Consider the following 12,847-nt stretch of genomic DNA (forward strand, 5'->3'; position numbering starts at 1 on the left):
AGGTTCCAAGATTATTTTGCCGCGTGGTGAATTTGGTATTTGGTATTTATCATTTGGAACATAAAAAGATCACGTGGGCCGCATTCCTGAAGAAACCATCGAGCAAATCCTCGCCGCCACAGACATTGTGGATTTGGTGGGATCCTACTTGCCCTTGAAACGGGCCGGCTCGAATTTCAAGGCCAACTGCCCTTTCCATAACGAGAAAACTCCCTCGTTTATGGTCAACCCATCACGCCAATCATACCACTGCTTTGGCTGTGGTGAAGGTGGTAGTGCCATTGGCTTTGTCATGGCCTACGAGAACCTACCATTCCCTGATGCGGTCAAAAAACTCGCCACCCGTGCCGGAGTCCTCATTCAAGAGGACGCATACGATCCAGAAGCCGACAAGCGCCGACGGAAAAAGTCCAGACTGCTAGAACTCCATAATGGCACCGCCAAATTCATGCACGAGCAGTTGATGGCTGCTCCAGAGGCTCAACACGCCCGTGATTACCTCAAATCCCGAGGATACGGCAGAGGTATGGCGGAGAGGTGGATGATTGGCTGGATGCCTAACAATCAGAACACCTATCTCGACTGGGCCAGAGCGCAAAAATACACTGGCAGAGAATTATGCGACAGTGGAATCGCCTTACAAAAGGACGCTGGCGGTCTTTACGTGCGGTTCCGCGACCGACTGATGTTTCCTATTCTCAACGACTACGGAGACATCATCGGCTTCAGTGGCAGACAGCTGCGCGAGGATCCGCGCAGTGGCAAATACATCAACTCTCCGGAGACGATGCTGTTTAAAAAGTCCAAGGTCTTCTTCGCACTCGACCGAGCACGGCGCTCGATGACCAAGGACAAATTTGCTCTCCTCTGCGAAGGACAGATCGATGTGATCGCCTGCCATGAGGCGGGAATCACCAGCGCCATTGCCACGCTAGGAACTGCCTGCACACCAGAGCACGCGCGACTCCTGAAACGATACACCAATGATGTGGTGCTGTGTTTTGATGCCGATGGTGCGGGAGCGAAAGCAGCGGACAAAGCCTTCGCCATCATGTCCGCAGAAGGAATGCATCTTCGCATGATCGCCATGCCTGAGGGTGAGGATCCTGATTCATTGATGAAGAAACAGGGCACGGAAGCATTCCGCGAGCTTGTGGAAAACGCACGCGATTACTTTGAAGTCAAACTGGAGCGCGAAACCCATAAACGTGATCTAACATCTGTCAGAGAACGAGCTGCACTGGCCAATGAACTCGCGATTTTGGTCGCCCACGTTGAAGACAAGATGACTAAAGACGCGCTGATCAACATGGTCGCCACTCGCCTCGGACTAGGAGCCGAAGAACTTCGCGGCGGAGTTGTCCAGGCTGAGAAACAGAAGAGCCGCAGTCAATTTTACGAAACACGTCAAAGCGCGAAGGACGACCAGCAACAGGACGTTGCACCGAAGACCATGCCCACACCGATCAATGGCTCGGTTTCATACCTCTGCCATCTCGCACTGACTTCACAAGAGGCCCAAGACTGGCTGGGAGAGCAACTTGAGTCTCTGATCGATCCCTTAGCCTCTCTGCCAGGGGGCTCGATCTTACGCAATATTCTCAGCAAGTGCCCGGATCCTGAAAAGCCTGCGGCTATTCAGATGTTTATCAGTTCGCTCAGTGATGAGGATCAAATGGCATTACGTGGCAGCCTGACTCAGGACCCACCCGAGCAACCTGTTAGAGCAGCCGAAGAAACCACGGCGATGCTGGTTAGCACCCATTTTCAGAATAAGGAGTCTGCCATCCGCGCCCGTCTCCGCGAGCCCAACCTCGGCCCGGAAGAGATGATTGCGCTGATGAATCAGGCGAAGGATTTGCAGGATATTTTGAAGAACCTGCAGCAACGGTTTATTCGTTAGAAAGCAGGACAAGATTGTAACTTGTCGCCAATCACAGCACAATACTTTCACCAAGCTAATCGACGAGTTACAAACTCGTCCTACAAAAAAAACGGAGCCCTTACGGACTCCGTCTTGGAAATTGGTTAGTCTATAAGCCGACTTAGTTGGTCACTGGCTTGGTGAGCACAACGTGATCGCCAGGCTGAACAACCATGCCAGGTGTCATGCTTTGGTAGTCGATGTCAGCAATGATACGGGTGCCTTCGATCGCATTGATCTTGAGCTTGCCGATGTAGCTGCTGCCACGCTTGACCATCAGCTTGGAAGCGCTGGTGATAGGCATGTTACTTGGAACACTGACGGAGACAAAACCCCAGTCGTGATTGACGGCGGTGATGTGACCTTCAGCGGAGTTACCGCTAATACGACTTGCACGCTTGGCGATACGCTCGTTGAGGTTTTCAATCTGAGCTTCACCACTTGCCACGCGGCTTTCAGCCACTTCGACGTTACTGTTGAGCTCTTCCAGATCTTTGTTCGCCTTCTTGAGTTCGTCCTCAAGCTGCTTCACAAGACCGGGGATTTGATTGAGTTCAACGTTTCCGCCCAGCTGCTCTGCAAAGGTTTTCTTTATCTGAGTGATGAGGTTTTGGATCTCTTCAAGTTTTTCCTTCTGCTCAGCAATCTTGCTGTTCCAGGAAGCGGCTTCTTTTTTCGCCAGCTTCTCGTTACTTACTGCGTTGTCGCGGTTAGCTTCGGTTTCAGCGAGCTTCTTCTTAGCTGCTTCACGCTCTGCCTCCATGGCAACGGCGTCTTTCTTGGTCTGCTTGATATTGGCCTTACGAGCTTCGTTCTGTGAATCCAGTTCCTTACGGGCGTCCTGGAGATTCTGGAACTTGTTCATGCTGTCGTAGGAAAACCAACCGCCGGCTCCGATGGCGACGATGGCGAGGACATAAAGTATAGCTTTCATAGTCTTAAAAGTAGGTGTGGTGTAAAATGGTTAGACGATTGTGTGGGACTACTCCTTGGGAGCCTCGGCTGCTTCGCGCTCTGCGACAACAGTGTCGCCAGCTTGAAGTGTGACACCCGGCCCAACGGAATCGAGAATGATATCGGCAGATGCACGACCGGCTTCAACGGCTGTGACCTTAAGCTTGGCCACGGTCTCACCATCACGGATGACGTCAAGTGTGGAATCAGCAACTACACCTTCTTTATCTCCAGCGGAGAGAATCACAAATCCCCAGTTACGGTAGATGGAGCTGATGCGGGTGCGTAGTGACGGGAATGATTTTCCGGTGCTCTGCAGATCGATCAGTTTGCGAGTCGCGGCGATTCTTGCTTTGGCGTTCTTATCACGCTGAATCAAGTTTGCCAATGTGGCCTCGTTAGTAGAGATCTCGCCTTGGGCAGCGGTGAGCTGTGCTTGCATGCGCTTGACTTTAGGGATCAGCTCCTTGGGATCAGGAAGTTCTTTGAGAATGTCATTGGCACTTGTGATCTCGGTTTCGTTGTTAGCGTGCTCTTCCTTGAGAGATTCGACTTTCTTCTTAGCGAGTTCATAGCGCTCGGTCACTTCATCGAGTTCCTTCTGCACTTCTTCAGCAGCAGCAAGTTTCTCTTTCTTGACGGCTTCGGCATCAACTAGGCGCTTCTGCTCCTTAGAGAGTTCCTTTTCAGTGGAATCTTTCAGTTTTTCAGCGGTCTTGTTAGTGGCGATTTCCTGTTCGTAAGCCTCTTTGTTTTTAAATGCAACAAAGGCTGCCGCAGCGAGGAGGACTGCTGCGATGGTTCCAAATACTTTTGACATAATCGTAGGTTAGTGTGTTGGGATCGTGGGTTTTCGATGTGTTAAAGTTAAACTAGTGCTTTAGGGGGCCTCACGGCAACCTCAAATTTGCCCAATTTTCATCTTCCTCATCCTTGTCTTTACATCGTCAGTGTCCTAAGCGAACAAAAGGGCCCTCCGCAATGAAGACCATTCTCCGTATTTTCTCCTATCTCGGCAAGTATCCGCGCCTCGCCACCGCCCAGCTCGTCTGCGCTGTTCTGATGACCCTGATGCTGCTGGCGTTCCCTATGATGACCGGCCGTGTGAAGCGTGAAGTCATTGATAATGGGGAAATCGGCTCCCTGCTGCCGTTCATGATCGTGGTGGTGGTGGCATTTTTTGCCCGCGATTTTTTCAATTTTCTGAGGATTCTGATCAATAATACCTTTGAGCAAAAGGCGGTCTACGACCTCCGCTCGGAGCTATACAACAAACTCCAGCGTCTGCGATTGAAGTGGTTCGATGAGCGCCGCACCGGTGACATCATGACCCGCGTGGCCGAGGATGTGCCACAAATGGAACGGGTGCTCATTGATGGCATCGAGCAGGGACTGATCGCCGTTTTGCAAATTCTCATTGTTACCATCTTTTTGGTGACTCGATCCCCTATCTTGGCGCTCTCCGCGCTGGCTCCCATTCCGCTACTTATGCTCGGTGCCTGGCTCTACACCCGCCATGCCGCCAGCCGATATCGGATTGTGCGCAAGGCGACCGGTGAAATGAACGCGATGCTACACGACAACATCGCCGGCATCCGCCAAATCAAATCCTACGCAGCTGAAGACGAGGAGCACAAAAGCTTCAATGAAACCTCCGGCCGTGTGCGCGATGCCAACCTCACTGTGATGAAAGCGTGGGCGCTATACTCACCGAGCATGAGTTTCTTTAACTCGATCGGTTACACGCTGGTGCTGGGTGTGGGAGCTTGGGAAATCCACAACGGCAGGATGGGTTCTGATGTTCTGTTAGAATTCTTCACTATCATCTGGGCGCTGTATGATCCGATCACACGACTGCACCAGCTGAATCAAATGACTCAATCGTCCCGCGCTGCAGCCGAGCGCGTCTTCACCATTCTTGACGAGGACGATGAAGTTCACGCCACCGACGGCAAGCCACTCCCCACTCCGCTGCGTGGTCATGTTAAAATCACGGACCTTAGTTTTTCCTATGGCGACGACGGGATTTTGCACGGCGTCAGTCTGGAAGCAAAACCAGGGCAGACGATCGCACTGGTCGGTTCGACTGGTGCGGGAAAATCCACCATCGTCAATTTGCTCTGCCGATTTTACGAATACGATAAGGGCTCGATCACAATCGATGGCGCGGAGCTGAACCAGACTAACAAGGCCTCGCTGCGGTCGGCCATCGGCTACGTCACTCAGGATCCGTTTTTGTTCAACGGCCCAGTGCGCGAGAATCTTTACCTTGCGCAGCGTGACGCCAGCGACGAGGCGATGTGGGAAGCCTTGGCTGCGGCAAATGCGGATGATTTCGTACGCGCGCTGCCTGAAGGGCTGGACACCGTGGTCGGTGAACGTGGAGTGAAACTGTCCGGTGGTGAGCGACAGAGACTCTCCATCGCCAGGGCCTTGCTAAAGAACCCTCCCATACTTTTGTTAGATGAGGCTACTGCATCCGTGGACAGTCAAACCGAGATGCTGATTCAGCAAGCGCTCGATCGACTGATGGAGAACCGCACAGCCTTCGTGATCGCACACCGCCTATCGACTATTCGTAATGCCGACGTAATCCACGTGTTAGAAAAAGGCCGCGTCATCGAAAGCGGAACCCACACTGAGCTAATCAAACTTGGCGGAAAGTACGCTACTCTTTCCAAGAGATCATTCTTGGAAGAATAGCGCCACTCACCAAAGCGGTTTAGTTAAGGAAGCGCTTCTCCAGCGCTGCCAGTGGCTCTTTTACCAAGTCGACTCCCAAAGTTTCAACAAGCTGGGCATTTGACTTCGATGCCAATTGCTCCGTCAATCGGTTAAGAATACTTTTCGGCGCTGCGATTACCAGTTGGTCGGCGGACTGCTGTTTCGCAATCACGGCGATGTCCTCGACCACCTGCTCGATGGTGCGTTTTTCCATCTCCCCTTCCAAATTTCCCCGTGAGGCATGAGAGAGTGCGTTGCCAGCCCCGGCGGCAAAACCGCGATTGAATTTGCCGGCTTTGTCGGTGGTGGAAGCCCCTACAGGCGTGGCGACGTCATGCTCTTCGAGCTCTACGAGGTGATCTTTTTCAATGGGATCATCGCCCGCCATTTTGAAATGCAATGCGCGAACTTGTCCGAGGTCTGTGATGATAAGTAATTTTTTCATACAGTTGCCACACTAAACCAGACTGGCAAATTGCAAAAGATTTTTTGCCAATTCCCGCTGCAACCACTGATAACTCGTGAAAATACCTGAACAGCAGCTGATAGACTGGGTTACAAAAAAACGGCGGCCACCGCAGTGAACCGCCGTTTTTGAAGTTGTTGCTAGGTCGATTAACGTGAGTAAAGTTCGACCACCAGCTGGACGTTGACTTGGGAGTCCATGTCATCGTTCTCAGGAACGCGGGTGATGGTGCCTTTCATCGCTGTGCGATCAAGCTCGAGCCAATCTTTAAGTGGCACAGCTTGGGTGAGGTCCATGTAGCGGAGGCCGAGCTGCTGTGAGCTGGCTTTGTCCTGCACGGAGATCACGTCACCAGGTTTGCACTGGTAGCTTGGGATGTCGACACGCTTGCCGTTGACCTCGATGTGACCGTGGTTAACGAGCTGACGTGCTGCGGAACGGGTGTTGCCGAGGCCGAGGCGGTAGCAAACGTTGTCGAGACGCAGTTCGAGGATCTGGAGAAGAAGATCACCGGTAATTCCGCGGCGACGGCTTGCTTCTGCGTAGTAGAGGCGGAATTGCTTTTCGAGAACACCGTATTGGAAACGGAGCTTCTGCTTCTCGCCGAGGGCGACTGCGTAGTCGGACTTCTTGCGGCGACCAGCGCGAACGCCGTGTTGACCGGGTGGGAAGTTGCGACGTTCGAGAGCCTTGGAAGGGCCGAATAGTGCGACGCCAAAGCGACGGCTGATTTTGTCTTTAGGGCCAGTGTAACGAGCCATGATATAAAATTAGTTAGAGAGTTAGTAAAATGTGCTGAATTACACGCGTCGTGCTTTCTTAGGGCGGCAACCGTTGTGAGGGATCGGAGTCACGTCCTTGATGGCAGTGATGTTGATTCCGAGGCCTTGCACGGCACGAACGGCGGATTCACGTCCGGAACCAGGTCCCTTAACGCGAACTTCGGCTTCCTTGAAACCGTGGCTCATTGCCTGGCGGCATGCGTCCTGAGACACAACCTGAGCGGCATAAGCGGTGCTCTTACGAGATCCCTTGAAGCCCATTTTACCAGCGCTTGACCAACCGATGGAGTTACCGGAGTGATCGGTCACACTAACCAGAGTGTTGTTGAAAGTTGCGGTGATGTGAACGATACCGGAGGTGACGTTCTTGCTTTTCTTGGCCTTGTGGATGCGGATTTGCTCTTCCTCACCACCTGCGATCTCGGCGAAAATGTCGCGCTTTTTCTCAGGGGCTTTAGGTGCTTCCTCAGCGGCTGCTTCTTCAGTAGCGGCGGGAGCTTCGGTGGCAGCAGGAGTTTCAGCTGTGGCTTCTTCCTTGGCAGGAGCGGCATCGGCTGCAGGTGTTTCCACTGCGTCGTCTTTGATTTCTTCTTCAGACATAATAATGAATTAGTTAGTAGGCTGGTAATTACTTCTTCACACCGACGGTGCGTTTCTTACCTTTGCGGGTACGGGCGTTAGTGCTGGTGCGCTGGCCACGAACGGGAAGACCGACTCGGTGACGGATACCGCGGTAGCAGTTAATAGAAGTCAGGCGCTTCATAGCGGCCTGCTTTTCACGACGAAGGTCACCTTCAATGAGGATGCCCTCGGAGGTGATTACTTGAGCGATTTTAACAAGCTGCTCCTCGGTAAGCTTACCGGTGCGGATGTCTGGATCCACTCCTGCTTGTTCGAGAAGGCGCTTGGCGGTCTGAGGACCAACGCCATAGATGTAGGGAAGAGAAGCTTCGATTCGCTTCTCGTTCGGGATTTCAATACCGAAGATACGTGCCATAATCCTGTGTTTTCTGGATGGGTTAATGTGATGTGTGGCGCGCTCATTCCACGGAATTGCCCGTGAGATGATAATCAAAAAGATGTTCCTGCGCGCCGCGCGGGACGGCGTATTTAGCAGAGATCACCGCTCTGGCAAGTGAGAACTGAGGATTTTTGCCTTTATATTAACCAGTTACACCGTTGGCGACCTTAAGCTCCCGTCAAAGATCGCCCGACTCGGACATTTGGTCTTTGCCTATGGGCCGCTATTTTGCATAGCGTAATGGATATATGAAGACTCATTGGACGATTTCTGCGCTGGCATCAGGCTGTTTACTCATCAGTTGCGAGAAAAAGGACTCAGCTAGCACCGAAAGTAGTTCTGATGCATCTGACAAGTCATCCCCCTCCCTTGCTGCAAACAAGCATGCTTCTCCAGCCGCGGAAGATCCATCGAGTTCAGTGGCTAATGAAGAAATCACCGAGGTATTTCTCGAAGCCCACAAGGACTGGCCGAGCCAAAGCAGTTCGGCGACTGTGCTTGAGGAGATCGAAGTCATGAAGGGGGCCGTCATGGCATCCGTAGGACAACCGGACAAAGTTGTCGATTTCCTGACATCAGCTCCGAACAGCCCCAGACGATTATCCACCCTGCGCACGGTTTTTGCCCAGTGGGTGAAAAGCGATCCGGCTGCTGCCAAGGAAAAGGCCGATCTACTCACCGATTCCAAGGTTCGCTCGGTCGCTCGGATGGCTGTGGTCTCAAACACGCCGGCCACCTCCGACTCCGAGCTGACCGCGTGGATTCATTCGTGGCCTGAGGATGCCCCCGAGCAGAAGATGGCTCTTGATATACTGGAGCGGCGTGCAAATCCAAACGCACCACACGTTTGTGGCCCAGAATGTGATCAGCACGCGGCGGCAGGAAAATAAACCTCTTAGAGCGCGGCCTTTTCGCTGGCGAGGATGTCATCCATCGTCTGGCGCGGGCGAATGACTTTGGCTTGCTCACCGTCCACCAGGATTTCGACCGGAAGTCCGCGAGAGTTGTAGTTCGATGCCATGACAAAGCCGTAAGCACCGGCACTGAGCAGCGCAATGGCCTCGCCGGGGGCAAAGTTCGGCAGTTCCCGGTTCTGGCAGAAGAAGTCACCAGTCTCGCAAACAGGTCCGACGACATCGACAGCACTGACACCAGTGTCAGCAGAAGGTTCCTTGAGCGGCACAATGTCGTGATGACCTTCGTAAAGTGCGGGGCGGATCAGATCGTTCATACCGGCATCGACAATGCGGAAGGTCTTGGCAGATCCCTTTTTCTCATAAAGGCAGCGAGTCAGCAGCACGCCGGCATTGCCCACGATGTAGCGACCGGGCTCGAGGAGAATTTTCAAACCTGTCTGCTTCAGAACTGGCACCACACCGGCCGCATATTGCTCGATGGTGAGGGGCTTGTGGCCTTCTTCCTGGCCAGACCACCATTCGGGTTTGCCTGATTCGAGAGCTGGATCGTAGACGATGCCTACACCTCCACCAATGGAGAAAAACTCGATGCCGTAGGTTTCCTTCAGCTTGGTTGCCAGCGGTGCAACCTTTTCCACGGCCTCGATGAATGGCTGCAGTGATGTGAGTTGGGAACCGATGTGCATCTGAAGTCCACGCAGGGTGATATTTGGCAATGCAGCGGCACGGGCGTATGCGTCCTCGATCACAGCAAAGTCGACACCGAACTTGTTCTCGGATTTGCCGGTAGAGATATATTTGTGAGTCTTGGCATCGACATTCGGATTCACGCGGTAAGCGACTGGAGCCTTGACTCCCATTTCTCCGGCGACGGTGTTAATGAAGACGACTTCCTCTTCACTCTCGGCATTGAAGCAGTAGATGCCTTCGCGCAGTGCGTATTCAATTTCCTCGCGAGTCTTACCGACGCCAGCAAAGGTGCACTTGGCGGCATCGCCACCGGCTTCGATCACCCGGCGCAGTTCTCCACCGGAGACGATGTCAAAACCGCTACCTTCCTCCACTAACAGTTTGAGCACTGAGAGATTGGAGTTTGCCTTCACGGCGTATTCGATACCGTGGTCGATATCAGCGAGCGCCTGATCGAGTCGGCGATAGTGATCTCGGATAGTATTTGCGCTGTAAACGTAGGCTGGAGTTCCATGCTCATCAGCCAGTTTGGCAAGATCGACATCTTCGCAGTGCAGCGAGGCGTTCTGATAGTGAAAGGAATGCATGGCGCTGCTTTGCACTAGCACGGCGCAAGATGCAAGCACCTACAAGTACATCGCAGCGATCATACGCAAACTTTTCGCCCCCGGCAGCGGGCTGAGCTCCATCTGATTCATCAGGTAGCAAAACGACAGGCCTGAGTCTGGATCCCCGAATGCATGACTCCCTCCTGCTCCCGGATGGCCGAAAGCTCGTCTGGAAATACCATAGTGGTGACGTTGTTTGCGCCCGACTCTATCCAATGGGTCGAGCTGGAATCCGCAGGAAAAGGCCGTCTGTGTTTGTAAAATCAGATCGTGTCCGCTGCTGCGAACTCCCTGTATCCACGGCATCATTTCTGCGGGGAAAAATGGAATGGCGCCACATGCCGCCTGATAGAATTTCGCCACAGCCCGTGCAGTTCCGATACCGCCCATCGCAGGAAGCCCGGACTGCCATGCGCGAGGTTCATTCATCTCCCTTACCGAGTGCAATCCGCGCGGTGAGGAAAAGGCCCGTTTCACAAGAGAGTCAGGCGTGTGCAGCTCTCGGTAGAAACCTGTCTCCAAATCTTCCTTGTTTTGCTTGCCCGGATAGAGACGAGCTACGCGGTGAAATTCGCTCTCAGGCAGACCGATCCATGCCTCCAGCCCAAGCGGCTCTGCAATTTTGGTCCGCCACATCTGGCCGAGCGATTCGCCCGTCATCCGGCGCACCAACTCATCTAACAAAAACCCAAAAGTGCGCGGATGGTAGCCGTGGGCTGAGCTAGGTTGCCAGTTTGGCGACTGATGTTCGATCGCCTCAATCACCGCATCATAGTCCCAGACATTGGCAGCAACATCCAGTGCAGCGAGTCCCAGTTGATGAGAGAGTAATTGGCCAATGGTCCCCTCTTTCACCGGAAATTCCGGCCAGACAGAGCATACCAGATCATCAGGTATGATCCCCTTCTCGTGCATGAGGAGTAAAAGCGTCGCGGATGCCAGACCTTTGGTCGTCGAGTAAAAAGGCACCAGCGTCTCTGCAGTCCAAGGTCGTTCTTGCTCACGCTCACACCAACCTTGCGACAGAGAAAACACCTCCTCGCCCTTTTTCCAAATCGACACGGAGGCCCCTAGCTCGTTGTTCTCGACAAAATTCTTCTGAAAGCTTTTCTCCAGCTCGGTCACATTCACAGCGGTTTCATAACTTAAAGCTTCAAACTTCAAACTCCAAACTTCAATCTTCGCCCATGTCCGACGTTTCACAGTGCGCCCGCACACCCGAACCCTGCGAATACATGCCCGATGATTTTTTCCGCAGGCACTCCGCTCAAGATATTTTTGCCGATGGAAATCCAGACCTCCCACTGGAGATCGATCTCGGCTGCGGAGACGGAACCTTTCTCATCGAAATGGCGAAACATTACCCTGAGCGAAACTTTCTTGGAGTAGAGCGATTGCTGGGACGCGTGCGCGGCGTCTGCAGAACCATCAACAACCTCGGACTAAAAAACGCCAAGGTGCTCAGACTCGAGAGCTCTTACACTCTTGAGTGGCTGTTAGAAAAAGAATCGGTCAGTCGCCTGCACCTGCTCTGCCCTGATCCTTGGCCAAAGGCGCGGCACCACAAACGCCGACTTGTGCAGCAGCACTTCCTCGGCTGCCTCAAAAAAGTCCTAACACCAGAGGGAGAGTTCCTCTTCAAAACCGACCACCCCGGTTATCACGAGTGGGTCTGCGAGGAAATGGAAACCTTCGGTGAGTTCAATCCCCAGCCTTGGCTGGGCGATGGCACGGCGGACAACGGGTCGGATGAATTTTTCTACCCCAAGACCGATTTCCAGAAGCTCTGGGAAAGCCAGGGAAAAGTGATGCACCAGCTACGCTTCGGCAAGTAGCCTCACGCGCACAAAAAAAACGACGCGGTTCTCACCGCGCCGTTTGTAAATTTGACTAACTGTTTTCGTTAGAAGTTAGTTGGATTGTCTTTGTTCTTACCGGTAAGTGTTCCGGGTTCCATTTCTTTGTCGGGGCCGTAGCTATACATGATGGCTTTTTTGCCGCCGACTTCTTTGGTCGAGTCGAATGGATGCTCAATCTGACCGTCGAGATCATAGTCGAACACGATGTAGTAAGTCTCGCCCCATGGATCGTAGATCTTGGCAGTGCCATTGGCCTTATCAACTTTCATTCCGTCAGTGTAGCTAGCCTCGCTGCCACCCTTTGGTTCTCCGAGTTCGAAGAAACGGATGTTTTTGAAGTTCTGCTTATCGCCTCCTTTTTCTACACCAGCCAGCACAGCAACAACGTCATCGTCACTTCTGATCGGGTCATTGTCTTGGTCTGGAACTGATCCGCTACCGAATGGCAGGTAGTTATACTCGTTCTCGAAGTTGTTCACGGCCGTTTCAAACTGTGTGCAAATGCCTTTGGCTTTCACAATTTTGGCTTTCTGCAGGGCTTTCATGATCGCAGGCGTAGACAGTGCAGCCAGCACGGCAATGATCGCGATCACGACGAGTAGTTCGACAAGTGTAAATCCTTTGGATTTTTTATGTGGTAATTTCATCGGGTATGTTTGGTTTGTTATGAGGTAAGTATGGCTACGCAACGTGTGTATTGCAACCAGATGTGTTGTCGGATTCTTCCGTTTATTATAATCAAATGATTGGCAGGATTTCTCCGCGCCACTCACTTGCAGGGTAATTATTTTGAGTTATGAATGAGACAGAAATCCCGACTCAGCGCAACCTCGGAGTTACTATTGAGATTACATTGACAATACATAAATAGCACTCGCCTGAGCATCCGACAACGAAAAAAA

Annotated in this window: 13 protein-coding genes; 4 read left to right on the plus strand and 9 right to left on the minus strand. The window is 52.7% G+C overall.

All coding sequences use genetic code 11. The features are described 5' to 3' along the window. Positions 1-73 precede the first annotated feature (73 nt). Positions 74-1,903 (plus strand): DNA primase, encoded by a 1,830-nt coding sequence (gene dnaG / locus ACSPJT_RS06470; RefSeq protein WP_435895551.1) that lies wholly within the window; start codon positions 74-76, stop codon positions 1,901-1,903. A gap of 142 nt (positions 1,904-2,045) precedes the next feature. Here dnaG and ACSPJT_RS06475 read toward each other — a convergent pair whose 3' ends face one another. Both ACSPJT_RS06475 and ACSPJT_RS06480 read right to left on the minus strand, forming a co-directional pair. Beyond that, positions 2,046-2,858, minus strand: a complete 813-nt coding sequence (locus ACSPJT_RS06475) for a hypothetical protein (protein ID WP_435895552.1) — start codon at positions 2,856-2,858, stop codon at positions 2,046-2,048. Positions 2,859-2,906: 48 nt separating this feature from the next. After that, positions 2,907-3,698, minus strand: coding sequence for a hypothetical protein (locus ACSPJT_RS06480; protein WP_435895553.1), 792 nt, complete (start codon positions 3,696-3,698; stop codon positions 2,907-2,909). Positions 3,699-3,859: 161 nt separating this feature from the next. Between ACSPJT_RS06480 and ACSPJT_RS06485 the strand changes: the two genes are divergently transcribed. After that, positions 3,860-5,581, plus strand: a complete 1,722-nt coding sequence (locus tag ACSPJT_RS06485) for an ABC transporter ATP-binding protein (RefSeq protein ID WP_435895554.1) — start codon at positions 3,860-3,862, stop codon at positions 5,579-5,581. Between the two features lie 19 nt (positions 5,582-5,600). Here ACSPJT_RS06485 and ACSPJT_RS06490 read toward each other — a convergent pair whose 3' ends face one another. From ACSPJT_RS06490 to rpsM, 4 genes are all read right to left on the minus strand, one after another. After that, the gene (locus ACSPJT_RS06490; RefSeq protein ID WP_435895555.1) at positions 5,601-6,047 is read right to left on the minus strand and encodes a host attachment protein; all 447 of its coding nucleotides are present in this window, start codon (positions 6,045-6,047) and stop codon (positions 5,601-5,603) included. Positions 6,048-6,217: 170 nt separating this feature from the next. After that, positions 6,218-6,829, minus strand: coding sequence for a 30S ribosomal protein S4 (rpsD, locus tag ACSPJT_RS06495; RefSeq protein ID WP_435895556.1), 612 nt, complete (start codon positions 6,827-6,829; stop codon positions 6,218-6,220). 39 nt (positions 6,830-6,868) lie between these two features. Then, positions 6,869-7,450, minus strand: a complete 582-nt coding sequence (gene rpsK, locus ACSPJT_RS06500) for a 30S ribosomal protein S11 (RefSeq protein WP_435895557.1) — start codon at positions 7,448-7,450, stop codon at positions 6,869-6,871. Between the two features lie 28 nt (positions 7,451-7,478). Then, positions 7,479-7,847, minus strand: coding sequence for a 30S ribosomal protein S13 (gene rpsM, locus ACSPJT_RS06505; RefSeq protein WP_435895558.1), 369 nt, complete (start codon positions 7,845-7,847; stop codon positions 7,479-7,481). Positions 7,848-8,119: 272 nt separating this feature from the next. Here rpsM and ACSPJT_RS06510 point away from each other — a divergent pair, with 272 nt between their 5' ends. Next, a complete protein-coding gene (locus ACSPJT_RS06510; RefSeq protein WP_435895559.1) occupies positions 8,120-8,761 on the plus strand; it encodes a hypothetical protein in 642 nt (213 codons plus the stop codon). A 5-nt stretch (positions 8,762-8,766) separates the two neighbouring features. On the opposite strand, the gene lysA is transcribed toward ACSPJT_RS06510, so the two are convergent. Both lysA and ACSPJT_RS06520 read right to left on the minus strand, forming a co-directional pair. Continuing rightward, positions 8,767-10,065: a diaminopimelate decarboxylase gene (lysA, locus tag ACSPJT_RS06515; protein ID WP_435895560.1), complete on the minus strand. Its 1,299-nt coding sequence runs from the start codon at positions 10,063-10,065 to the stop codon at positions 8,767-8,769. A 39-nt stretch (positions 10,066-10,104) separates the two neighbouring features. Beyond that, positions 10,105-11,289, minus strand: coding sequence for a serine hydrolase domain-containing protein (locus ACSPJT_RS06520; RefSeq protein ID WP_435895561.1), 1,185 nt, complete (start codon positions 11,287-11,289; stop codon positions 10,105-10,107). On the opposite strand from ACSPJT_RS06520, the gene trmB reads away from it, so the two are divergent. Next, a complete protein-coding gene (gene trmB, locus ACSPJT_RS06525) occupies positions 11,274-11,921 on the plus strand; it encodes a tRNA (guanosine(46)-N7)-methyltransferase TrmB (protein ID WP_435895562.1) in 648 nt (215 codons plus the stop codon). The two genes, ACSPJT_RS06520 and trmB, sit on opposite strands and share 16 nt — an antisense overlap. A 68-nt stretch (positions 11,922-11,989) precedes the next feature. On the opposite strand, the gene ACSPJT_RS06530 is transcribed toward trmB, so the two are convergent. Continuing rightward, positions 11,990-12,592: a type II secretion system protein gene (locus ACSPJT_RS06530; protein WP_435895563.1), complete on the minus strand. Its 603-nt coding sequence runs from the start codon at positions 12,590-12,592 to the stop codon at positions 11,990-11,992. Positions 12,593-12,847 lie beyond the last annotated feature (255 nt).

The sequence above is a fragment of the Oceaniferula spumae genome (assembly GCF_042849255.1).
Lineage (GTDB): Bacteria > Verrucomicrobiota > Verrucomicrobiia > Verrucomicrobiales > Akkermansiaceae > Oceaniferula > Oceaniferula spumae.